Annotated in this window: 16 protein-coding genes, 1 tRNA gene and 1 pseudogene; 8 read left to right on the forward strand and 10 right to left on the reverse strand. The window is 72.0% G+C overall.

Annotated elements, in window-relative coordinates; translation table 11 throughout:
- Positions 1 to 475: 475 nt before the first annotated feature.
- Entirely contained in the window at positions 476 to 1,741 is a 1,266-nt protein-coding gene (gene tyrS / locus NCI01_RS21115; RefSeq protein ID WP_254183467.1) for a tyrosine--tRNA ligase, read from the reverse strand.
- A 72-nt stretch (positions 1,742 to 1,813) separates the two neighbouring features.
- Here tyrS and NCI01_RS21120 point away from each other — a divergent pair, with 72 nt between their 5' ends.
- Positions 1,814 to 3,211 (forward strand): serine/threonine-protein kinase, encoded by a 1,398-nt coding sequence (locus NCI01_RS21120; protein WP_254183468.1) that lies wholly within the window; start codon positions 1,814 to 1,816, stop codon positions 3,209 to 3,211.
- A 9-nt stretch (positions 3,212 to 3,220) separates the two neighbouring features.
- On the opposite strand, the gene NCI01_RS21125 is transcribed toward NCI01_RS21120, so the two are convergent.
- Both NCI01_RS21125 and NCI01_RS21130 read right to left on the reverse strand, forming a co-directional pair.
- Positions 3,221 to 3,865: a response regulator gene (locus tag NCI01_RS21125; protein WP_254183469.1), complete on the reverse strand. Its 645-nt coding sequence runs from the start codon at positions 3,863 to 3,865 to the stop codon at positions 3,221 to 3,223.
- A complete protein-coding gene (locus tag NCI01_RS21130) occupies positions 3,862 to 5,139 on the reverse strand; it encodes a sensor histidine kinase (RefSeq protein WP_254183470.1) in 1,278 nt (425 codons plus the stop codon). Before NCI01_RS21130 ends, NCI01_RS21125 begins: the two co-directional genes overlap by 4 nt.
- Positions 5,140 to 5,308: 169 nt before the next feature.
- On the opposite strand from NCI01_RS21130, the gene NCI01_RS21135 reads away from it, so the two are divergent.
- Genes NCI01_RS21135 through NCI01_RS21145 form a run of 3 tightly spaced genes read left to right on the forward strand, consistent with a single transcriptional unit; the run spans position 5,309 to position 11,568 of the window.
- Positions 5,309 to 6,940 carry an NAD(P)-binding protein gene (locus tag NCI01_RS21135; RefSeq protein ID WP_372495231.1) on the forward strand — a complete coding sequence of 544 codons (1,632 nt, stop codon included), beginning with the start codon at positions 5,309 to 5,311 and terminating at the stop codon, positions 6,938 to 6,940.
- Entirely contained in the window at positions 6,937 to 10,509 is a 3,573-nt protein-coding gene (gene nifJ, locus NCI01_RS21140; protein WP_372495232.1) for a pyruvate:ferredoxin (flavodoxin) oxidoreductase, read from the forward strand. Before NCI01_RS21135 ends, nifJ begins: the two co-directional genes overlap by 4 nt.
- A gap of 3 nt (positions 10,510 to 10,512) precedes the next feature.
- Positions 10,513 to 11,568: a dihydroorotate dehydrogenase-like protein gene (locus NCI01_RS21145; RefSeq protein WP_254183472.1), complete on the forward strand. Its 1,056-nt coding sequence runs from the start codon at positions 10,513 to 10,515 to the stop codon at positions 11,566 to 11,568.
- Positions 11,569 to 11,573: 5 nt separating this feature from the next.
- Here the strand turns inward: NCI01_RS21145 and NCI01_RS21150 are convergent, their stop codons facing one another.
- Positions 11,574 to 12,059 (reverse strand): hypothetical protein, encoded by a 486-nt coding sequence (locus NCI01_RS21150; protein WP_254183473.1) that lies wholly within the window; start codon positions 12,057 to 12,059, stop codon positions 11,574 to 11,576.
- Between the two features lie 174 nt (positions 12,060 to 12,233).
- Between NCI01_RS21150 and NCI01_RS21155 the strand changes: the two genes are divergently transcribed.
- On the forward strand, positions 12,234 to 13,811 hold the full coding sequence (locus tag NCI01_RS21155) for a serine/threonine-protein kinase (protein ID WP_254183474.1): 1,578 nt from the start codon (positions 12,234 to 12,236) through the stop codon (positions 13,809 to 13,811).
- A gap of 9 nt (positions 13,812 to 13,820) precedes the next feature.
- Here the strand turns inward: NCI01_RS21155 and NCI01_RS21160 are convergent, their stop codons facing one another.
- The 3 genes from NCI01_RS21160 to NCI01_RS21170 form a co-directional block, all read right to left on the reverse strand.
- Entirely contained in the window at positions 13,821 to 16,193 is a 2,373-nt protein-coding gene (locus NCI01_RS21160) for an arylsulfatase (protein ID WP_254183475.1), read from the reverse strand.
- Complete coding sequence (locus tag NCI01_RS21165) at positions 16,190 to 16,378, reverse strand: hypothetical protein (RefSeq protein ID WP_254183476.1); 189 nt, start codon at positions 16,376 to 16,378, stop codon at positions 16,190 to 16,192. Before NCI01_RS21165 ends, NCI01_RS21160 begins: the two co-directional genes overlap by 4 nt.
- Positions 16,379 to 16,567: 189 nt before the next feature.
- Positions 16,568 to 17,743 carry a serine hydrolase domain-containing protein gene (locus NCI01_RS21170; protein ID WP_254183477.1) on the reverse strand — a complete coding sequence of 392 codons (1,176 nt, stop codon included), beginning with the start codon at positions 17,741 to 17,743 and terminating at the stop codon, positions 16,568 to 16,570.
- 206 nt (positions 17,744 to 17,949) lie between these two features.
- Between NCI01_RS21170 and NCI01_RS21175 the strand changes: the two genes are divergently transcribed.
- Both NCI01_RS21175 and NCI01_RS21180 read left to right on the forward strand, forming a co-directional pair.
- The gene (locus NCI01_RS21175) at positions 17,950 to 18,924 is read left to right on the forward strand and encodes an alpha/beta hydrolase (RefSeq protein WP_254183478.1); all 975 of its coding nucleotides are present in this window, start codon (positions 17,950 to 17,952) and stop codon (positions 18,922 to 18,924) included.
- A gap of 37 nt (positions 18,925 to 18,961) precedes the next feature.
- Positions 18,962 to 20,008, forward strand: a complete 1,047-nt coding sequence (locus NCI01_RS21180; protein WP_254183479.1) for a helix-turn-helix domain-containing protein — start codon at positions 18,962 to 18,964, stop codon at positions 20,006 to 20,008.
- A 5-nt stretch (positions 20,009 to 20,013) separates the two neighbouring features.
- Here the strand turns inward: NCI01_RS21180 and NCI01_RS21185 are convergent.
- From NCI01_RS21185 to NCI01_RS21195, 3 genes and pseudogenes are all read right to left on the reverse strand, one after another.
- Positions 20,014 to 20,191 (reverse strand): annotated as a pseudogene (locus NCI01_RS21185) (integrase core domain-containing protein); the annotation flags it as partial.
- A gap of 136 nt (positions 20,192 to 20,327) precedes the next feature.
- A tRNA-Ile gene (locus tag NCI01_RS21190) sits at positions 20,328 to 20,401 on the reverse strand.
- 12 nt (positions 20,402 to 20,413) lie between these two features.
- Positions 20,414 to 21,370, reverse strand: a complete 957-nt coding sequence (locus NCI01_RS21195; RefSeq protein ID WP_254183480.1) for a GNAT family N-acetyltransferase — start codon at positions 21,368 to 21,370, stop codon at positions 20,414 to 20,416.
- Positions 21,371 to 21,492: 122 nt separating this feature from the next.
- Here NCI01_RS21195 and NCI01_RS21200 point away from each other — a divergent pair, with 122 nt between their 5' ends.
- Positions 21,493 to 22,941 (forward strand): DUF1800 domain-containing protein, encoded by a 1,449-nt coding sequence (locus NCI01_RS21200; RefSeq protein ID WP_254183481.1) that lies wholly within the window; start codon positions 21,493 to 21,495, stop codon positions 22,939 to 22,941.

The raw sequence follows: 22,941 nt of genomic DNA on the forward strand, positions 1-22,941 counted from the left end.
CCGCGACACCAACAACCCCACACCCAAAAAAGGCGCAGAACAAGTTGACGTCAACGGGGCATAACAAACTAATTCGTCGACTAATCAAACACACTGTTGAGTTCTCAAGTATCAGACGCACCCACATCGAGATCCGCTGAGGATCTCGGTTGCGTGAGGCAACTGGTCAAACCTAGCGGGCGACTTTCTGACGAAGCAAATCCTCGCCTGTTTCGCTCTGACCCGGTGGTGTCACCGTGACCGATGACCGCTTCGGGTTGTCCTGCCCGGGGCCGGGAGCCCGACCTGACCGGTCTTGCTCCCCGCCGCTCCCTGGCGACAGAGAGAACATTATGCAGTTGGCCCGGATCGCGCAAATCGAAACGCTGTGACCGCGAGCACACCGACGTTTCCGCAGGTCAGAGGCCTGTTGGGGCCGGTGGTGCGGCTGGGACGACGTGTCGGACGGGCCGCGCGGGCCCGCCCGACAGCGTCGTCACGCGACCTCGACGCCCGCGAACTTCTTCTTCCCGCGCCGCAGCACGAGCCACGAGCCGGCGACAAGGTCGGACTCGGTGGGCTGCAGGTCCGGGTCCTCGACCCTCACGTTGTTGAGGTAGGCGCCGCCCTCGGCGACGGTGCGACGCGCCTCCCCCTTGCTCTTAGTGAGGCCGGCGGCCACGAGCAGGTCGAGGATGCCGGGCAGCTCGCCGGCGGGAAGCGTCGTACCGCCCGCCTCTCGGAGCGCGGAGACGAGCGTGTCGGGCTTGATGCCCGCCAGGTCTCCCCCGCCGAACAGCGCGGCGGCCGCGGCCTTGGCGTGCTCGACCTCCTCCGCACCGTGCACCAGCGCGGTCACCTCGTCGGCGAGCCGCTTCTGGCCGGCACGCAGGAACGGCTTCTCGGCCGTCTGCTGCTCGAGGTCCTCGATCTCCTCCCGGGAGAGGAACGTGAAGACCCGGAGCAGCTCACCGACCTTCTCGTCCTCCACGTTGAGCCAGAACTGGTGGAAGGCGTACGGGGAGAGCATCTCCGGGTCGAGCCACAGCGCGCCGCCCTCGCTCTTGCCGTACTTGGTGCCGTCGGCCTTGGTGAGCAGGGGCGTGGCGAGCGCGTGGACGTGGGCGCCGTCGGTGCGCCGGATGAGCTCGACGCCCGCGGTCAGGTTGCCCCACTGGTCGGAGCCGCCGAACTGGAGCGTGATGCCGTGGTGCCGGTGGAGCTCGAGGTAGTCCATCGACTGGAGGAGCACGTAGGAGAACTCGGTGTAGCTGATGCCGGACTCGAGACGACGCTTGACCGTGTCGCGCGCGAGCATCCGGTTGACCGGGAAGTGCTTGCCGATGTCGCGCAGGAAGTCGATCGTCGACAGCGACGCCGTCCAGTCGTAGTTGTTCACCATCGCCGCGGCGTTGCTGCCGTCGAACGACAGGAACGGCTCGATCTGGTCCCGCACCCGCTCGACCCACTCCTTGACCGTGTCGAGGGAGTTGAGCGTGCGCTCGCCGGAATCGCGCGGGTCGCCGATCATCCCGGTGGCGCCGCCAACCAGTGCGTAGGGCGTGTGCCCTGCGTCCTGGAGCCGCTTGGCCGTCAGCACCTGCACCAGGTGCCCCATGTGGAGGCTGGGCGCGGTCGGGTCGAAGCCCACATAGAACTTGACGCTCCCCTCGCCCAGCGCGGCGCGGAGCGCGTCGCGGTCGGTGGAGTGCGCGATGAGGCCGCGCCACTCCAGCTCGTCGAGGACGTTGGGGCTGCTCACGTGGATTCCTTCGGGTGAGGTGGACTGGTTCGCGGGCACTAGCCTAGGGCGAGGACGCAGGAGGTTCGGCACGTGATCGCAGGCAGGTACAGGCTCGAGAAGCAGATCGGCCGCGGCGGCTCCGGCACGGTGCACCTCGCGACCGACGAGGTGCTGGGCCGGCAGGTGGCGATCAAGCGCATCGGGCTGATCCCCGGCTCGGACAGCGCCGAGCTGGAGCGGGCCGAGCGGGAGGCGCGGCTCGCCGCGGCCCTCAACCACCCCAACGTCGTGTCCGTCTTCGACCTCGTCGACGAGGAGGACGTGCGCTGGCTCGTCATGGAGTACGTCGACGGCGAGACGCTGAGCGAGCGGGTCCGGACATCAGGCCCGATGGGCGCCACCGAGGCCGCCACGCTGCTCGCCCAGGTCGCGGACGCGCTCGTCGAGGCGCACGACCACGGCATCGTGCACCGCGACGTCAAGCCGAGCAACATCATGCTCGCCGGCGGCGCCGCGAAGCTCAACGACTTCGGGATCGCCCGCTCGGAGGACGACCCGTCGCTCACCCAGACCGGCCTGGTGACCGGCTCCCCCGCCTACCTCGCTCCCGAGGTGGCGTCGGGCTCGTCGGCCACCGCGGCGAGCGACGTGTGGTCGCTGGGCGCCACGCTCTACCACGCGGTCACGGGCAAGCCGCCCTACGACGTCGGCGACAACCTGATCGGGGCGCTCTACAAGATCGTCCACGAGGACCCGCCGCGCCTGCCCGAGGACCACCCGATGGCCGGCCTGCTCACGGTGATGATGCACCGCGACCCCGAGGCGCGCTGGCCGATGCCGCGGGTGCGCGACGAGCTGGCCCGCATCGCTCGGGGCCAGCGCTCCACCGTGGTCCCGGCACCTGCGCCGGCGCCGGTCCGCGAGACGACCGACGTGCTCCCGCCGGTGCAGCCGCCCGTCACCTCCCCCGTCGCCTCCCCCGCCGGCCGCTTCGGCGCGCGCTGGGGCTGGCTGGCGGCCGCGGCGGTGCTCGCGGTTGCGGCCGTCGTGACGGCGTACGTCTGGGCGGGGCGCGGCAGTCCCGAGGCCCTGCCCGACGACCAGCGGTCCCGCTCGCCGGAGACGTCGCAGGCGCCCGCCAGCAGCGACGCCGACAGCAGCAGTCCCCCGATGACGGCGGAGGACACCCGCGAGCAGATGGACGCGTTCATCACCTCCTACCTCGCCACCGTGACGAGCGATCCTCGGGCGGCGTTCGAGCAGCTGACGCCGCAGTTCCAGGACGCCAGCGGCGGCTTCGAGGGCTACATGGGCTGGTGGGGCAAGGTGGAGTCGGCGTCGCTGGCCGAGGTCGCGAGCGACCCGTCGGACCTGACCGTCGGCTACACGGTGGACTACGTCATGAAGTCGGGGGCCCGCAGCACCCAGCGGGTGCGGCTCCAGCTCGAGCGCCTCGACGACAGGCTCCTCATCGCCGGTGAGGGCTGACCCGCCCGATCAGCGCGACCCGCCGAGGTCGTGGCGCTGCGCCCACAGCGCGGCCTGGGTGCGGTCGGCGACGCCGATGCGCTGGTAGGCCGAGGTGAGGTGCGCCTTGACGGTGCGCTCGGTGATGCCGAGCCGCTGGGCGATCTGCTTGTTGAGCAGCCCCTCGACCACGAGCCTGAGCACCTCGGTCTCGCGGGGCGAGAGCGCGGCCGCGGCCTGGTCCGGCCCGGGTACGCCCGTCGACCGGCGTGAGAGCACCCGCCTCGCGGCCCGGGGGTCGAGCGGTGACTCCCCCCGCGCGACCGCGCGGATCCCGTCGAGGAGCGCCTCGGGCTCGGCGTCCTTGAGCAGGTAGCCCACCGCGCCCGCCTCGATGGCGGCGTCGATGCGGGCGTGGTCGGAGAAGGACGTCAGGACCAGCACCTCGGTGCCCGACGCCTCGCCGACGATCGCGCGGGTGGCCTCGACCCCGTCGAGGACCGGCATCTGCAGGTCCATGACCGCCACGTCGGGACGGTGCTCACGCACCAGGTCGACCGCCTCGTTGCCGTCGCGCGCGACGCCGACGACCTCGAGGTCCTCGGTCGACTCGATGAGGCCGGTGAGGCCGCGGCGGACGACGGCGTGGTCGTCGGCCAGGACGACGCGGATCATGCGAGGGGCACCTCCACCCTCACCATCGTGCCCGAGCCCGGCGCGGACTCCACCTCCACCGACCCGCCGTGCTCGCGGACCAGGCTCCCGGCCGCGCGCAGCCCGTAGTGACCGTCACCGGACGTGGCGCCCGGGTCGAAGCCGACCCCGTCGTCCACCACCTCCAGCACCAGCGCCGCGCCGTCGCGGCGGACCGTCAGCGACATGCGGCTCGCCCGGGCGTGGCGAGCCACGTTGCGCACGGCCTCCTGGGCCACCCGCCACACCAGCGCCACGGCCGCGTCCGAGGCGTCCTCGTCGCCGCTGACGTCCGCGTCCACGTGCACCCCCGCGGCCGCGAGGGGCGCGACCAGGTCCTGCAGCGCCGCAGCCAGGCCGGCCGTGTGCAGGTCGGGCGGGTAGATCTCCACGAGCAGCGAGCGCAGCGAACGCATGCTGACGCGCAGCGAGCGGCCGACGTCCTGCAGCTCCTCGGCCACGCGGCCCTCGCTGCGCGCGGCCAGCGTGGAGAGCGCCATCGAGGCCCCGGCCAGGTCCTGGACCACCCCGTCGTGGAGGTCGCGCGCGATCCGGAGCCGCTCGGCGTCGGAGGCGCGCACGGCGGCCTCGAGCAGGCGCTCGCGTTCGCGCGCCGCCCGGGACAGGCGCCGGTTGAGCAGCAGCATCAGGGGCGTGGCGAGCGCGACCAGGGCGGCGAGCGCGCCGATGGTGATCGGCAGGAACCGGTCGAGGACGGCGGCGCGCTGCTCGCCGAGCTCGTCGGCGGTGAAGTAGGCCTCGAAGAGCAGGGGGTCACCCTCCGGCGAGCGGATCCTCGTGTAGACCTCGAGCAGGTCGCCGCCGAGGCTGCGCTCGTAGCGGTTCTCGGGGCGGGTCAGGTCGGAGATCTCGGCATCGGTCCCCCCGTCGGCGATGACGTCGAGCTCGTCGTCGCCGAGCGGGTAGACCGCGCCGATCAGCTCGGTGCGGTCGCTGTAGAGCACGGTCCCGTCGGCCGCCCACACCTTGATGCGGCGTACGTCGCCCACCAGCAGGCGGTCGAGCACCGTGCGGTCGAGCCGGTCGATGGCAGCGGCGTCGCCGTCGACGAGGCCGGCGGGGATCTCGGGCTGCGCCACCGACCGGCCGAGCACCTGCGTGAGCGCGCGGGCGTCGGCAACGGCCTCCTCGTCGGCCGCCTGGCGGCTGAGGGCGCTGGTCACCAGGACCACGGTCACGAGCGTGACGAGGCCCGCGGCCAGGAACTGGGCCACGGGATTCGACAGCCAGCGCACGATCCTCCACCTCCGGTGAGGTGAGCAGTGGACCACATCGGGGGCGCGGTGGTGCCCGAGACCCCGGCACCCGTGCAGGACCTCCCGCCACACGGGGGTGGACTTTCGCCCCTACGCCGGCCCGGCCCCGTGGGCGACCGTGGCAGCAGTCGACGGAGGAGCCACAGCCGTGCCCGGACCCGATCGTGACCTCACCCCGCCCGCGCCGCTGGGCCTCGGCCGGCTGCGCGCGGGACCGGTGCGCTCGCAGCGGCCGGTGTACGTCGACCTGCTGCCGCCGTGCAACGCGGGCTGCCCGGCCGGCGAGAACATCCAGGCCTGGCTGGCGCTCGTCAAGGCCGGGCGGGCCGAGGAGGCCTGGCGCCAGCTGACCGACGACAACCCGTTCCCCGCGATCCACGGCCGGGTCTGCTACCACCCGTGCGAGAGCGTCTGCAACCGCAGGGAGCTCGACGAGGCCGTGTCGATCCACGGGGTCGAGCGCCATCTCGGCGACCTCGCGATCGAGCACGGCTGGACGTTCGCCCCTCCGCCCGCACGCACCGGCAAGCGCGTCCTGGTCGTCGGGTCGGGCCCCAGCGGGCTGTCGGCGGCGTACCACCTCGCCCGTCTCGGGCACGACGTGACGGTGCGGGACAGCGGCGAGCTTCCGGGCGGGATGATGCGCTACGGGATCCCCGCCTACCGGCTCCCCCGGGACGTGCTCGACGCGGAGGTGCGCCGCATCGCCGACCTCGGGGTGCGTCTCGAGCAGGGACACGTCGTCGAGGACCTCGAGGCGGAGCGTCGGACCGGCCGCTTCGACGCCGTCTTCGTGGCCGTGGGCGCCCACCTTTCCAAGCGGGTCGACATCCCCCACCAGGACGCGAGCCGGGTGCTCGACGCGGTGGGTTTCCTGCGTGGCGCGTCCTCCGGCCAGCAGGAGCCGCTGCACGGCCGGGTCGCCGTCTACGGCGGAGGCAACACCGCGATGGACGCGGCGCGGGTGGCGCGCCGCCTCGGCGCCGACGACACCGTCATCGTCTACCGGCGCACCCGTGACCAGATGCCGGCCCACGAGGAGGAGGCAGCCGACGCCGAGGCCGAGGGCATCCGGATCAACTGGCTCCGCACGATCTCCTCGATGGGTGACGACGACCTGACCGTCGAGGTGCAGGAGCTCGACGAGCAGGGCAGGCCGCACGGGACCGGGCGGTTCGAGACCCTGGCCGCCGACACCTTGATCCTCGCGCTCGGTCAGGAGAGCGACACCGGGTTCCTCCGCACCGTGCCCGGCGTCGAGGTGGTCGACGACACCGTGCAGGTGTCGCCGGCGACGCTGATGACCGGCGCCCCTGGCGTCTTCGCCGGCGGTGACGTGGTCCCCAGCGAGCGGACCGTCACGGTCGGGGTGGGCCACGGCAAGCGCGCGGCCCGCACCGTCGACGCCTGGCTGCGGGGCGCGGAGTGGACCGCCGGCGACAAGCACCCGCTCGCGGGGTTCGACCTGCTCAGCCCGTGGTTCTTCGGCGACCACGACCGCCGTCGTCAGACGGAGCTGGACCCGGCGGCACGGGTGGTCGCCTTCGACGAGGTCGTCTCCGGGCTCACCCCGGACGAGGCGGCCTTCGAGGCCGGCCGGTGCCTCTCGTGCGGCAACTGCTTCGAGTGCGACGGCTGCCTGGGCGCCTGTCCGGAGGACGCGGTGGTCAAGCTGGGCGAGGGCCTGCGCTACGAGTTCGACTACGAGCGGTGCACCGGCTGCAGCGCGTGCTTCCGGCAGTGCCCGGTGCACGCGATCGAGATGGTCCCGGAGCAGTGAGCGCCGTGCGCGAGACGATCGACGGCAACGAGGCGGCGGTGCGGGTCGCCTACCGGCTCAACGAGCTGTGCGCCATCTACCCCATCACCCCGTCGTCGACGATGGCCGAGCTCGCGGACGAGTGGTCGAGCCACGGCCGGACGAACGTCTGGGGGACGGTCCCGACGGTCGTCGAGATGCAGAGCGAGGGCGGCGCGGCCGGAGCGCTGCACGGCGCCCTTCAAGGTGGCGCCCTGAGCACGACCTTCACCGCGTCGCAGGGCCTGCTGCTGATGATCCCCAACCTCTACAAGATCGCCGGCGAGCTCACCTCCACCGTGCTGCACGTGGCCGCCCGGTCCCTCGCGGCGCAGGGCCTGTCGATCTTCGGCGACCACTCCGACGTGATGGCGGTGCGGCAGACCGGCTTCGCCCTCCTGGCGTCGGCGTCGGTGCAGGAGGCCCACGACCTCGCGCTGGTGGCGCAGGTGGCGACCCTGCGCACGCGGGTGCCGTTCATCCACTTCTTCGACGGCTTCCGCACCTCGCACGAGATGAACACCATCGAGCTGCTCGACGACGACGTGCTGCGCGCCATGGTGCCGGAGGCGCTCGTGCGCGAGCACCGGTCGCGAGCCCTCACGCCCGAGCGGCCGTTCATCCGTGGCACCGCCCAGAACCCCGACGTCTACTTCCAGGCGCGCGAGACGGTGAACCCGATGTACGCCCGGACCCCCGGCGTGGTGCAGGCGGCGATGGACGAGCTGGCCACGCACACGGGCCGTGGCTATCGCGTCGTCGAGTACGCCGGACATCCCGAGGCCGAGCACGTGGTCGTCGTGATGGGCTCGGGAGCCCAGACCGCGCGCGAGACCGTGCGCCACCTCGTCGCGGCCGGCGAGCGCGTCGGCGTGGTGCACGTGCGCCTCTACCGTCCGTTCCCGGCGGCCGAGCTCGTGGCGGCGCTGCCGCCCACGGTCCGGCGGATCGCGGTGCTCGACCGCACCAAGGAGCCGGGCTCGCACGGCGAGCCCCTCTTCCTCGACGTCGCCGCCACGCTCGCCGAGGCCCACCAGCACGGTCGGGTGGAGCACCTCCCCCTGGTGATCGGCGGCCGTTTCGGCCTGTCGTCCAAGGAGTTCACCCCGGGCATGGTCGCGGGCGTCCTCGCCGAGCTGGCGACCCCGGTCCCCCGCCCGCGCTTCACGATCGGCATCACCGACGACGTCGGGGGCACCAGCCTGCCGTGGGACCCCGACCTCGACATCGAGGAGCCCGAGACCCTGCGGGCCGTCTTCTACGGCATCGGCTCGGACGGGACGGTGGGCGCCAACAAGAACACCATCAAGATCCTCGGCTCCGACCCGGACGTGCACGCCCAGGCGTACTTCGTCTACGACTCGAAGAAGTCAGGCGGCCTCACCGTCAGCCACCTGCGCTTCGGGCCGCACGAGATCCGCGCCCCCTACCTCGTCACCCGGGCCGGCTTCGTCGGCTGCCACGACATCGGCCTGCTGGAGAAGGTCGACGTGCTCGGCTCCGCCGGCCGTGGCGCCACACTCCTGCTCAACTCACCCCGTCCGCCCGATGAGGTGTGGGACGCGCTCCCCCGCCCCGTGCAGCAGCGCATCCGGGAGCTCGCGCTGCGGGTGTTCGCCATCGACGCCGATCGCGTCGCCCGCGACGCGGGGCTCCCGCGACGCACCAACACGGTGCTGCAGACCTGCTTCTTCGCGATCTCGGGGGTGCTCCCCCGCGACGAGGCGATCGCGAAGGTGAAGGTCGCGATCCGGGCGACCTACGGCCGGCGCGGCACCGAGGTCGTACGCCGCAACCAGGCGGCGGTCGACGCCACCCAGGCGGCCCTGCACGAGGTGGCGGTCCCGACCGAGGGCGTGGACGGGCACGAGCCGGCGCCGCTCGTTCCGGCCGACGCACCCGACTTCGTGCGCACGGTGACCGCGGAGATGATGGCGGGACGCGGGGACGCCCTCCCCGTCAGCGCCCTGCCCGTCGACGGCACCTTCCCCAGCGGGACGACGGCGTACGAGAAGCGGCGCATCTCCGACCTCGTCGCCCAGTGGGACCCCGAGTCCTGCATCCAGTGCGGGACGTGCAGCTTCGTGTGTCCCCACAGCGTCATCCGCTCGAAGCACTACGACGAGGCCGAGCTCGAGGGGGCGCCCGAGTCGTTCGCGTCGGCGCCGCTCAACGCGGTCGGCCTGCCCGGCTCGCGCTACACGCTCCAGGTCTACGCCGAGGACTGCACGGGCTGCGGCCTGTGCGTCGAGGCCTGCCCGGTCAGCCCGCTCGGCGAGCCGTCGCGCAAGGCGATCAACCTCACGGAGCTCGAGCCGGTCCTCGAGCCCGCCCGGCAGGACGTCGCCTTCTTCGAGACGCTGCCGGTCAACGACCGGGCGCGCGTCGACTTCGGCACCGTTCGCGGCACGCAGTTCCTGCTGCCGCTCTTCGAGTTCTCCGGTGCGTGCGCGGGGTGCGGGGAGACGCCGTACCTCAAGGTGCTCACGCAGCTCTTCGGCGAGCGGCTGACGGTGGCCAACGCGACGGGCTGCTCCTCCATCTACGGCGGCAACCTCCCCACCACCCCGTGGACCCGCAACGCCGAGGGGCGCGGGCCGGCCTGGTCCAACTCGCTCTTCGAGGACAACGCCGAGTTCGGCCTCGGCCTGCGGCTCGCCGCCGACCTGCACACCGCGCTCGCGCGCACGCGCCTCACCGAGCTGCGCGACGAGGTCGGCGCGGACCTCGCCGACGCCATCCTCGACGCCGGCCAGGTGCGCGAGTCGGTGCTCGACGCCCAGCGCGACCGGGTCGCCGAGCTGGGGCGGCGGCTCGAGGGGATGACCGGCCCGGCCGTGCAGGACCTCCGCAGCGTGGCCGACCACCTCCTGCGCCGCAGCGTGTGGATCGTCGGGGGGGACGGGTGGGCCTACGACATCGGCGCCGGCGGGCTCGACCACGTCCTCGCCAGCGGGCGCGACGTCAACGTGCTCGTCCTCGACACGGAGGTCTACTCCAACACCGGCGGCCAGGCGTCCAAGGCGACCCCGCTCGGCGCCGTCGCCAAGTTCGCCTCTGGGGGCAAGGACCTGGCCAAGAAGGACCTGGCGCTCCAGGCCATCGCCTACGGCAACGTCTACGTCGCCCGGGTCGCCATGGGCGCCGACCCCCACCAGACCCTGACCGCCCTGCGCGAAGCGGAGGCGTACGGCGGTCCCTCGCTGGTCATCGCCTACAGCCACTGCATCGCCCACGGCATCGAGATGCGCGACGGCCTCGACCAGCAGTACCGCGCCGTCGCGTCGGGCCACTGGCCCCTGGTGCGCTACGACCCCACGGTGCGCGCGAGGGGCGGCAACCCGTTCCAGCTGGACTCGCCCCGGCCACGCATCCGGCTCGAGGACTACCTCTACCGCGAGCTGCGCTACCGGATGCTGCGCGACGCCGACCCGGACGAGGCCGAGCGCCTCCTCGACCTGGCCCAGGAGGCGGTCGACCAGCGCTGGGCCACCTACGAGGAGATGGCGAGCCGCGGGGCGGCCCGGTTCGCCACGGACGCGCGGAGGTAGGACGTGGACCTCTCGACCCGCTACCTCGGCCTGGCCCTGCGCAACCCGCTCGTGGCCAGCGCCTCCCCCCTGACGTCCACCGTCGCGGACGTCCGCCGCCTCGCTGACGCCGGGATCGCGGCGGTCGTGCTGCCCTCGCTCTTCGAGGAGCAGCTGCACCGCGAGCAGCTGCGCGACCTGCTGCTGGTGGAGGAGCACGAGCACGCCTTCAGCGAGGCCGCCTCATACTTCCCGTCGGCCACCCCTTCGACCACCCCTTCGCCGACCCCTTCAGCGGCGGCGTCCGAGCCCGGTGGTGCGAGGCGCTACCTCCGCCTCGTCGAGCGGGCCGCGGCGGCCGTCGACGTACCCGTGGTCGCCAGCCTCAACGGGAGCACCGCGGGAGGCTGGTCCCGGTTCGCCCACGCGATGCAGGAGGCGGGGGCGGCGGCCGTCGAGCTCAACATCCGGTTCCTGCCCGCCGACCCCCACACGACCGGCCGCGAGGTCGAGGACCGCCACGTCGAGATCCTCGAACGGGTGCTGGAGGTCGTGTCGGTCCCCGTCGCGGTCAAGCTCAGCCCTTTCTTCAGCTCACCCGGCGAGATGGCGGTGCGGCTGGACCGGACAGGTGCCCACGGGCTCGTCCTCTTCAACCGCTTCCTGCAGCCCGACGTCGACCCGGAGCGGGTGGCCGTCACCCCGGGCTTCGCCCTCTCGACACCGGCCGAGTCGCCCCTGGCGCGGACCTGGGTGGCGATCCTGCACGGCCGTGTGGGGTGCTCCCTCGCCGCGTCGACCGGGGTCGAGACCGCCGCGGACGTGGCGGCGTACGTCCTCGCCGGTGCGGACGTCGTGATGACCACGTCGTCGCTGCTGCGCCACGGACCCGAGCACGCGTCTGTCCTGCTCGACGGCCTGACCGCATGGCTGGCGCGGAAGGGCTACGCCGGGGTCGACGACGCCCGGGGCCGGCTGGCGGTGCCGCGGGACGTGGACGGGACCGCCTACGAGCGATCGGGCTACGTAGCCGCGCTCGAGCGCGCCCGCGTGACGTACGGCGGCGACCCGCGCGCCTGAGGGGCTCAGTAGCTGAGCGACCCTCGGCAGACCTGGCCGTCGCGCACGGCTCGGAACACCAGCGTGTCGGCGCCGGCGAGGTCGACCACCTTGCGCTCGACCTCGAAGGAGCCGCTGCGCGCCGTGGTGGTGGCCACGCCGCGGTCGCTGACCGAGCCGTTGTGGCGCAGCGACCAGCGCCACCGCTGGCCGGCGACGTTGCTGTCGACCTCGCCCTCGACCTCGAGGCGGCCGTCGTCGGTCTTGACCTTGAGCTTCCAGTCGGCGCTGCCGCTGCAGCTCCCCGTGCGGATCACGCGGTCGTCGTCGTTGTCGTCGCCACCGTGACCGCCATGGTCGTCGCCGGGCGCGTCGTCGTCACCACCGCGGAGCGACGACGGGTGGTCGACCTGTGCGGCGCCGGCAGTGCCGACGCCCACGGTGGCGACGCCCAGTCCGGCGAGGGCGACGCCGACTGCGAGCGATCGGGCGAGGCGGGTCGTGCTGTTCATGGTTCCTCCTTGGTCGGGCTTGGTCGGGCTTGGTCGGGTGTTCCCAGCCTCGCTCCCAGCAGGGGCGCCGACGAGATGGCCGATGGTGCTAGTACCCCCGACTGGTCCCAACGGGTGTGAGGCCACCACGCAGAGGTGACTAGCCTTGAACGTCAGCCACGGAGAGGGGGACACGTGATCGCAGGCAGGTATCGCCTGGAGAAGGAGATCGGCCGCGGCGGCGCCGGGGTGGTCCACCTCGCGCACGACGAGCTGCTGGACCGCTGGGTCGCGGTGAAGCGCATCGGGTTGCTGCCCGGCACCACCGATGACGACGTCGTACGCGCGCAGCGTGAGGCACGGCTGGCCGCGGGGATCAACCACCCCAACGTCGTGTCGATCTTCGACCTCGTCAAGGAGGAGGACTGCTACTGGCTCGTCATGGAGCACGTCGACGGCCGGACGCTGTCCGAGCTGGTCGCCGCCGAGGGGCCGCTCCCGGAGCGCCGGGCAGCCGCGATCCTCGCCCAGGCAGCCGACGCGCTCGTCACAGCCGGCGCCGCGGGTGTCGTCCACCGCGACGTGAAGCCCAGCAACATCATCCTCACCGGCACCGAGCAGGCGAAGCTCGGCGACTTCGGGATCGCGCGGGCCGCCAGCGACACCGCGCTGACGCAGACGGGTCTGATCACGGGGTCTCCCGCCTACATCGCCCCCGAGGTGGCGTCCGGCCAACCCGCGAGCGAGGCGAGCGACGTCTGGTCGCTCGGCGCGACCCTCTACCACGCCGTCGTCGGCACGCCTCCCTACGACGTGGGGACCAACGTCCTCGGCGGCCTCTACCGGATCGTCAACGACGACCCGCCGCGACTGTCGGACGACCACCCCGCGGCGGCGCTGCTGGCCGTGATGATGGTCAAGGACCCCGCCGAGCGCTGGCCCATGCTGCGGGTGCGCGACGACCTGCGCCGCATCGCCCGGGGCGAGCCCAGCACGGCACCGGCGCAGGCAGCGCGGACCAGCCGCGAGGAGCAGCCCGACGGGCAGGCGACGGTCGCGATGGCCCCGCCCGCACCGATGGGGACAGACGCCCCGGGGCAGACGACACGGAGCACGGAGGCGCCCGTAGCCGCGCCCGCCGAGCCGGCGCCCGCACCTGCCCCGACCCCCGCACCGCCCCCGCCCGGGGCGGCCGCGGCGTCGGACGGGTCGCGTCGACGCCCGGCCGGCTGGCTGGCGGCGGCGCTCGCGCTCGTGCTGGTCGCGGGTCTCGGCGCGTGGCTGCTGTGGCCGCGCGACGACGAGCCGACCGGCAGCGCCGACGACCCCAGCGCCTCGGCGGAGCCCAGCGCCTCCGAGGAGCCGAGCGAGGAGCCGAGCGAGGAGCCCACCTCCGAGCCGACCGAGGAGCCCACGTCCGAGCCGACGGAGGAGCCGACCTCCGAGCCCACCCCGTCCGAAGCGGCCGGGACCCCGGCGGCCATGCGCACCTTCGTGCAGGACTACTTCTCCACCGTCACCTCGGACCCGGAGTCGACCTTCGCGCTGCTGACCCCGGAGTTCCAGGCCGCCAGTGGTGGGTTCGAGGGCTACTCCGGCTTCTGGAGCACGATCGAGTCGGCCACCCCGCGCGCCATCAAGGCGGACCCGCGCTCGCTCACCACGACGTACACGATCGACTTCGTCACCACGTCGGGCGAGACACGGACGGAGCAGGGCCAGCTGCAGCTCGCCAGGCAGGGCGACGGCTACTTGATCGCCGGCGAGGGGTAGCGAGCGCGCTCACTGCTGGGCCATGGCGATGCGCAGCCGCTCCTCGGGATCGATGTAGTGGTCGTTGTCGTCGCGACCCGTGTCGAGCTGCACCCAGTGGATCCGACCGGTGTAGCGACTCGTCCGGGCGTCGTAGTCGGCCGACACCGTCGTCCCCGACTCGTAGCCGATGTCGGTCGTCTCGTCGGAGGAGAAGATCATCGGCTGGGTGGCGTCGACCCGTCCTGCGCCCACGGTGTCGCCGTCGCAGTAGAGGGTGACGTCTCCGCCCCTGCCCAGCGCGCCGCCGTCGTAGGCGAACTCCATCCGCAGCTGGTGCGTGCCACCGGGGATCCGTCGCTCGGAGGTCGTGACGTAGTGGTGGATGCCGAGCACGTTGTAGGCGAACCTGAGGAGCCCGTCCCTGGTGTAGACGGACCATCCTCCGAAGCCCCCGCCCTGGGCGATGATCACGCCGTCGGCGCCGCCGTCGGGGACGTCGACCTCCGCGGTGACGGAGAAGGACTTGTTCTTGATGTTGACCACGCTGTTCTCGGACAGGCGGCCCATGCCGGGGAAGAACAGCTGGGAGCCGCCCCGCACCAGGACGGGCCGCCCTGCCAGGTCGGGGTTGATCCGCTCCCCCGTGCGGTCGTCGAGCGGGATGACGTCGTGCTTGACGGCCTCGATCAGCCAGAGGCGCTGGAGCGACCGCAGCCGCTCCGGCTGCTCGGCGGCCAGGTCGTGTGCCTGGCTGTAGTCGACCCTGCCGTCGTAGAGCTCCCAGACGTCGTCGTCGAACGCCGGGACGTCGGGCTGCCGGAGCAGCCAGGGGGTCCGGTGCTTGGTCACGGCGCTCCACCCCCTGTGGTAGATCCCGCGGTTGCCGAACATCTCGAAGTACTGCAGGTCGTGGCGCTCCGGCTCCTCGGCCGACTCGAAGGTGTAGGCCATGCTCGTGCCCTCGATCGGGGCCTGCTGGACGCCGTTCACCATCGCCGGCTCGGGGAGGCCGGCGACCTCGAGCACGGTCGGTGCGATGTCGATGACGTGGGTGAACTGCGAGCGCAACCCGCCGCGGTCCCGGATCCGGCTCGGCCAGTGCACGATCGTGCCGTTGCGGGTCCCTCCCCAGTGGGACGCCACCTGCTTGGTCCACTGGAACGGGGTGTTCCTCGCCCACGCCCAGCCCACGGAGTAGTGGTTGTAGGAGGTGGGGGACCCGAACTCGGCCATCTTCGACCGCATGAAGTCCGGCGTCTCCAGGTCGGCCATGCCGTTGAAGTTGGCCATCTCGTTGAAGGCGCCGTTGATCGTGCCCTCGGCCGACGCGCCGTTGTCGCCGATGATGTAGTAGACGAGGGTGTCGTCCAGGACGCCGAGGTCCTGGAGGGTGTCGACGAGCCGCCCCACCTGGTGGTCGGTGTGCTCGAGGAAGCCCGCGTAGACCTCCATCTGGCGGGCGAGCACGGGCTTGAGGTCGTCGGGCATGTCGTCCCAGGCGGCGATCTCGTCGTGCCGGACGGTCAGGCCGGCGTCGGCGGGCACCACGCCCAGCTGCTTCTGGCGTGCGAAGGTCCGCTCCCGCTGGACGTCCCAGCCGTCGTCGAACATGCCGGCGTACTTCTCCGCCCACTCCCGCGGCACGTGATGGGGGGCGTGCGTGGCACCGGGGGCGAAGTACACGAAGAAGGGGCGGTCGGGCATCAGCGCCTTCTGCTGACGCATCCATGCAACGGCGTGGTCGGCGAGGTCCTCGGTGAGGTGGTAGCCCTCCTCCGGCGTCCGCGGGGCCTCGACGGGCGTGGTGCCGTCGTAGAGGGCCGGGTCCCACTGGTTGTTCTCCCCGCCGATGAACCCGTAGAACTTCTCGAAGCCGCCGCCCCCCGAGGGCCAGGCGTCGAACGGACCCATCGGCGAGGACTGCCAGACGGGCACCTCGTGGCACTTGCCGAACTGCGCGGTCGAGTAGCCGTTGAGCCTGAGCGTCAGCGGCAGCGGCGCCTTGGTGTTGGGGCGCACCGAGCAGTTGCCGGGAGCAGACGTGGCCGTCTCGGTGATGCTGCCCATGCCCACCGAGTGGTGGTTGCGTCCGGTGAGGAGGGCCGACCGGGTCGGTGCGCACAACGCGGTGGTGTGGAACCGGTTGTAGCGCAGCCCTCCCGCCGCCAGCCGCTCGGCGGTCGGGGTGTCGCACGGGCCCCCGAAGACGCTCGCGGCACCGAAGCCGACGTCGTCGAGGAGCACGACGAGGACGTTGGGCGCACCCTCCGGAGGCAGCAGAGGCTCGATCGGGGGGTACGACGTGTCCGGGTCCTTGGCGTCGAAGGTGGTCAGCCCCGGGCGCCTCTGGTCCGGGATCGGCAGCATCGTGCGGGCGCGGGCGTCGGCGGGCTTCGTCATGAGGTCTCCTCGGAGCGGCGGTGCACGACCGAGCCTCGACCGCCGGGGCGCGCGGCGGCATCACCTCGCACGGATGAAGCTGCGCTCTCCTGCACGTCCCCCTCGTAGGCGCTCGCGGCGAGGTCGGCCGGGGGCTCGAAGCGGCGCTCCTCGCGGGACAGGTTCGACAGGGTCTGCTCGGACACGACTCTCCCCGATGTGCGCGTGCGGGGACAGGGGTTCACGCGGACGCACCTGACGCCATACGACACGTGCGCGAGATCACTGCTGCAAGCCGGCGCCAAGCCAGGGCTGGGGCACTACGAAGCACGCGAAGAGCCCCTCCCTTGCGCTTGCCGCTGAGCCGCACGGATGTCACGTCACGTCATGTCGCATCAGAGGGCGGCGTAGACCGCCTCCTCGAAGTCTCCGTAGAGCTTCCAGGCCTCGTCGCGCGTGATGAAGGGCAGCGAGTTGGTGTAGATCGAGGCGCAGATCCCGGTCGTGCGGTCGATGAAGAAGTGGGTGTTGAAGAGCCCGGCCCACGAGCCCGTGCCCGCGCGGCGGCGGCCCGGCACGTCGTGGCTGTTGAGCAGCAGGCCGTAGCCCCACTTGTGACCGGGGCCGGCATACATCGTGTCGGTGATCGGCGGGTCGGCCGTGGGGATCTCGGCGGGGAAGTCGAGCTCGCCGATCTGGTTGGTGAAGGCTGCGTCGACGGTGGCCTCTTCGAGGATGCGTACGCCGTCGAGCTCGCCGCCCCGCAGGAGCGCCCGCTCGAAGCGGATGTAGTCGCGCGGCGTGGAGAAGAGGCCGTGGCCACCGGCCCACCAGTCGGGCTCGGGGTTGAGGATGTTGCCGGCGGATCCCCACGTCCCGTCCTCGCCCTTCACGTGAACCGTGACGGCGTTGTCCAGCTGCGTCTCGTCGGGGTGGAACGTCGTGCTGCTCATCCCGAGCGGGCCGGCGATGCCCTCCTGGATGACCGCGTCCAGCGTCGTGCCGGCCACCGCCTCCACGACGCGGCCGAGCCAGTCGGTGTTGATGCCGTAGACGTACTTCTCGCCGGGGTGCGCGGTCATGGGTGCGCCGAAGGCGGCCATCGACCCGGGCACCACGTTGGGGACGCCGGTAACCGCCTCGTACTTCACGAGCTGGTCGTTCCAGAACCAGTAGCCGAGGCCGGACGTGTGGGTCACGAGCTGGTGGACCGTGGCCTTCGTGCGTGGCTCGACGACGATCGGCTCGTCGCCGTCGAAGCCCTCGAGCACCTTGACGTCGGCGAAGTCCGGGACGTAGTCCTCGACGGGCGCGTCGAAGTCGAGCTCGCCGCGCTCCTTCTGCTGCAGTGCGGCGACGGTGCAGACCATCTTGGTCATCGACATGATGCGGAAGTGGGTGGAGGTCCCCACCGGGTCGTCGGACTCACCCGCCACGCGGACCCCCGCGCCCCCCTCATATCGGACGCCGTCGCGGTCGGCGACGATCGCGGCGACGTGGGGCACCGCCCCGTCCGACACTGCGTCGGCGAGCACACGGTCGATCCCGGATCCGTCGATGTGTGTGGCCATGGCTGCTCCTCGGTGTGCGGGGACGGTGTCTCCGTCCGGCTGCCGTCCACCGTCGTGCACCCGATTCCCGCTCGGAACCGACAAGACGTCCGGGTCCGCCCAGTGACGACCGCCACATGGCGGTGGCAGGCTTGCGAGCAAACCGATGTGCTGGAGCCGCTGACCTGCCCCCCATCCCCCGACCACACGAACTGCGGAGGAACCCTGTGACAGCTGAGGTGCAGCCCGTCGCGCGGCCGCCGTTCGATGCCGAGCTCCGGGCTGGCCTGGCGGTCGTCGGGGGGATGTTCCCCCCGACGATCACGCCCGACCTCATCGACTTCATGCGTACGTCCTATGCCGCGCCGCCGATCGACGACCTCCTCCTCGCCAAGGACATCGTGTGCACCGACGACGTGGTCGTCGCTCCCGACGGGCACGAGGTCGTGGTGTCCGTGCTGCGTCCGAAGGACGTCACGAGCGAGCGGCCCGGAGTGGTCTACGCGCACTCGGGCGGGCTGATGTTCGGCGACCGGTTCAGCGGGATTGACCTCGTGCTCGACTGGGTGTCCGACTTCGGAGCGGTCCTCGTGACGGTGGAGTACCGGCTGGCGCCCGAGCATCCGCACCCGTTCCCCTTCGACGACATGTACGCCGCACTCGACGCCGCCGCGTCGCGCGCGGGCGAGTGGGGTCTGCGGCGCGACCGTCTCCTGGTTGCAGGCGCGAGCGCCGGGGGTGGGCTCGCGGCCGGACTCGCGTTGGCGGCTCGCGACCGGGACGGGCCGGCGCTACGGGGCCAGGTGCTCGACTACCCGATGCTGGACGACCGCTGCGTGACAGCCTCCACCCACCAGTTCGACGGCGTCGGCGTGTGGGACCGCGTCAGCAACGAGACCGGCTGGACCGCGCTGCTCGGGAGCGCCCGCGGCACGCAGGAGGTCTCGCCGTACGCAGCTCCCGCTCGTGCGACGGACCTCTCCGGCCTGCCGCCGGCGTTCATCGACGTAGGCGCGGCCGAGATCTTCCGCGACGAGGCGATCGCCTACGCCGATGCGATCTGGCACGCGGGTGGCGACGCCGAGCTGCACGTGTGGTCGGGCGCGTTCCACGCGTGTGACATCTTCGCTGCCCATACGGCCGTCGGTCGCGCCATGATCCGGGCCAGGAACGGCTGGGTCGAGCGGATCATCGCCGATTGAGAATCGGACTACGCTCGCTCACCAGAAGGAGGTCGTCGTGCAGGAGCTGCTCGGGCGCATCGCGCGTCTGGACCCAAGCGCGAGCCTCGGGCTGCGCGTCATCGCGTGTTTCGACGAGCTCATGGTCGGCAACGTCAACACCCGAGCGCTCCTCGCCGCGGCTGCCTCGCTCGCCGGCTGCGTGGCCGGGTTCCGGTCCGAGGTCTCGGGCCGGACCGTGCGCATCGATCCCCGCGGTCACCACGCGGACGGCGTACTCCCTGACGTGCTCCCCGACTTCCGGCAGGACGCGAGCGACGGGCTGACGGTATGGCTGGAGCGCTACGGCGAACGGCAGCCCAACGACGCGATCGTGCTCGAGCGGCTCGCACTGGCCATCCGGATCCGACACGGCCGAGGGCGCCGAAGCGACCACCGCCGCGACCTGAGCCTCCTGCTCGACCGCGAGGTGGACGTCCAAGCCCGCTGCGTCTCCGCGATCACCCTCGGGCTGCGACCGGGATCGCGCTACCGGGTCGTCTGTGCGCCGCTCTTCGCCGTCTGGCCTGAGCACCCGCAAGGTCCCGAGGACGTCGTCCCGACCCGGTTCGGCGCTATCCACGCGCTCGTCCTCCCGGACGGCGACCACGCAGTGAGTGCCGCTCCGAGCGGGGTCGGCGTCGCGACCGAGGTCGAGGACCTCCACCACTCCTTCCGCACGGCACTTGTCGCGCTTCGGCTGTGCGACCCACCCGCGGTCGGTTCGGTCCTGGCCGACGACTTCGGCGGACTGATCGGGCTGCTCGCCGACGCGCCAGACGGCTCCTTCCAACCCGACGTCGCGCTGATCGACACGGTGATGACCCATGCCTGGGGCGCGGAGACGCTGGCGGCGGTGGTCCGCTCGCACTCGCTGCGGCAGGCGGCTCGCGCGGCCGGGGTCCACCACAGCACGATGCAGTCGCGCCTCGAGACGGTGACGGCGACCCTCGGGTTCGACCCGTTCGATGGCTACGGTCGCACGCGCCTCGGCACGGCGTACCTCGTATGGCGCCTCCGCCACTCGCGCGTCCTGGATCTGCCCGCGCCCACCACCGCACCCTGAGGTTCTCACGGTGAAGCGTCCCAGGTTCTCCGCCGCTCCTGTACGGGTTGCGGCTCTCGGTTGAGAGTCGCGTAGTGGGCTTGCTCGAACTCCACCCGGGGTCATCATCTCAAGGGTGCTGTGCAGGCGTCTGTTGTTGTACCAGTCGACCCAGCCGGCAGTTGCGTAATCGACGTCGCCGATGATGAAGCGTCACTGATCACAGCCAGCACGGCCTGATACCGCTGCTCGGTCACGCTCAAGTCCCTCATCTGGCGAGGGTCACCAATCAACCGGAGTAGCCGTCACCCATCAGGCGAAGCAATACACGTCCCTCTCGTAGGGCGGGTGGGGCTCGAACCCACGACCCAAGGATTATGAGTCCTCTGCTCTGACCGACTGAGCTACCGCCCCTCGGGGCGCACCCTAGGCGATGGGGGCCTCGACCTCGTACATGTGCTCCACCACGCGGAAGCCGAGCGCGGTGTTGGTGCGGTGCATCGCGGTGTTGGACGGTGCGGTCCAGGTGTGGACCAGCCGGACGTCGTCGGGCAGGTCGGCGTAGTTGGCGGACTTGAGGGCGGCCCCCAGCCGGTGGCCCCGGTGGTCGGGCATCACGAGGGTGTCGTCCTGCCAGCCGTAGTCGGTGCCGTGCGGGACGAACAGCAGCGAGTAGCCCCCGAAGGAGCCGTCCGAGCGGCGGCGGGCCGCGGCGACGCGGACGTCGTACGCCCGCATCAGCCGCTCCTCGGACGTCGCCAGCCGCGCGTCGTCGAGCACCTCGGGCTCGAGGTCGAGGTCCCCGGTGGGGACGTCGGCGTTCATCTGGTTGCGCATCGCGAGGTAGGCCTCGCGGTGCTCGTCGGGGCAGCGGCCGCGCCAGGTGACGACCTCGTAGGCCGGGTCGACCGGGCACAGGGCGACGGGCAGGTCCACGACGAGGTGGTCCTCGCGGTGCCTGTCGGCCGTGCCCACCGCCGCCGCGAACGCGTGCGCGGGTCCTGGGGACGCGACGTCCACCGTCACCTCTCCTCCGATGCGGCTGCGGCCCGCGGCACGGGCGCGCTCGACCACGGCACCCCAGAGCGCGCGACCGATGCCGCGGCGCCGGTGGGCGGGCAGCACCTGGACCTCGGCCCACGCGACGTCGGTGTTCTCGCTCAGCGGCAGCTCGAGCTCGGCGACGCCCACGACCTCGCCGTCGGCGACGGCCTGCAGCCAGGTGCGCGCGTAATGGGTGCTGGGCGACGTCGCGGTCACCTCGAAGGCACCGGCGGTGCTGACCAGCGCGTGCGGCCGGTCGGCACGGACCGCCCGCTCCATCACGTCGTGCCAGACTGCCCTCGCCGCCGGGTCGGTCACGGGCAGCTCCTCGATCTCCACCGCCCCATCCGACCGCAGCGACGGCCGGGCGGCAACCGGGATTCGGCGTTCGACTTCGCACGCGAAGCCGCACGTGGGAGGGTGAGGCGTCTCGGAAGCGGCTCGGGTTTGGGAGGACCTCGGTGGCCAAGGATCGCTCGGCTCTGCTGCCCCCCGCGCAGCGTCACCTCGTCACGCGCTTCGGCTATGGCATCGATGCGACGCTCGTCCGTGACGTACGTCGTGCCGGCGGGGCGTCCGCGTGGTTCGAGCAGCAGGTCTCCAGGCCGGGGTCGTTCCCCGACGGGCCCGCTGACGCCGTACGCCGGTGGTGGCCCGACCTCGACCGGCGACCCGCCGACCTGTGGCAGCGCCAGGTGCAGGAGGTGCGCGGCGGGTGGCAGGTCATGGAGGACTACGGCCGCTGGCTGCTCCTGCGCCGCATCCGCACCCGACGGCCGTTGCTGGAGAAGATGACCGAGTTCTGGGAGGCGATGCTCCACGTGCCGGTGAGTGGCGACGCCCACTTCACGTGGCGCGTGGACTACGGCGACACCGTTCGGCGCCACGCCCTCGGTCGCTTCGACGAGCTGCTCGCCGCCACCACCACCCACCCGGCGATGCTGATCTTCCTGTCGGCGGCGACCTCCACCAAGCGCGCCCCCAACGAGAACCTCGGCCGCGAGCTGCTCGAGCTGCACACCCTCGGGGCCGGCAACTACGACGAGGACGAAGTCAAGGCGTCGGCGCGGATCCTCACCGGCCACCACGTCGATCTCTGGGAGACGTGGAAGGCGTCCTACATCAAGGAGGACCACGCGACCGGGAGGGTCCGGGTCAAGGGGTTCACGCACGCGAACCGGAAGGCCGACGGCCGCGAGGTCACGCGCGACTACCTCCACTACCTGGCCCACCACCCGCTGACCGCGGAGCACGTCTGCCGGCGGCTGGCGACCAAGTTCGTGCGAGACGACCCGCCCCGGTCGCTGGTGAAGCGGCTCGCGAAGGTCTACCTGCGCAACGACACCGCGATCGTGCCGGTGCTCCGCGCCCTGGTGGCCAGCAAGGAGTTCCGCACGTCGGCCGGCGACAAGCTGCGCGACCCCGGCGAGGACGTCGTCGCCACCTACCGCGCGCTCGGCGCCGAGGTCGGACGGCCGGCTCGCAACGACTCGGCCGCCAACGCGATCCTCTGGCAGGCGTCCCGGCTGGGCCTCTCCCCGCACGCCTGGCCACGTCCCGACGGCACGCCCGTCACCGACGGCGTCTGGGCCTCCCCGTCGCGAGCCCTCGGCTCGATGGACCTGCACTGGTCGATGGCCGGCGGGTGGTGGCCGTCCGAGGGCATCCGCTACCGCTCCCCGAAGGCGTGGGTGCCGGCGAAGAAGCCGATCCGCTTCGAGGACCTCGTCGACGCGGTGAGCCGCGACCTGCTGCACCGGCCCGCCGGCAAGCGGCTCGTGCAGACGGCGATCCTGGCCACCGGCTGCCGGGCCAGGGAGAAGATCGACCGCGACCACGCCCTCGTCCAGTGGGGCTTCCCGCGGCTGCTGGCCGCCGTCCTCGACTCCCCCGACCACCTGGCGTGCTGA

It is taken from the genome of Nocardioides pinisoli (assembly GCF_024199985.1).
Classification (GTDB): Bacteria; Actinomycetota; Actinomycetes; order Propionibacteriales; family Nocardioidaceae; genus Nocardioides; species Nocardioides pinisoli.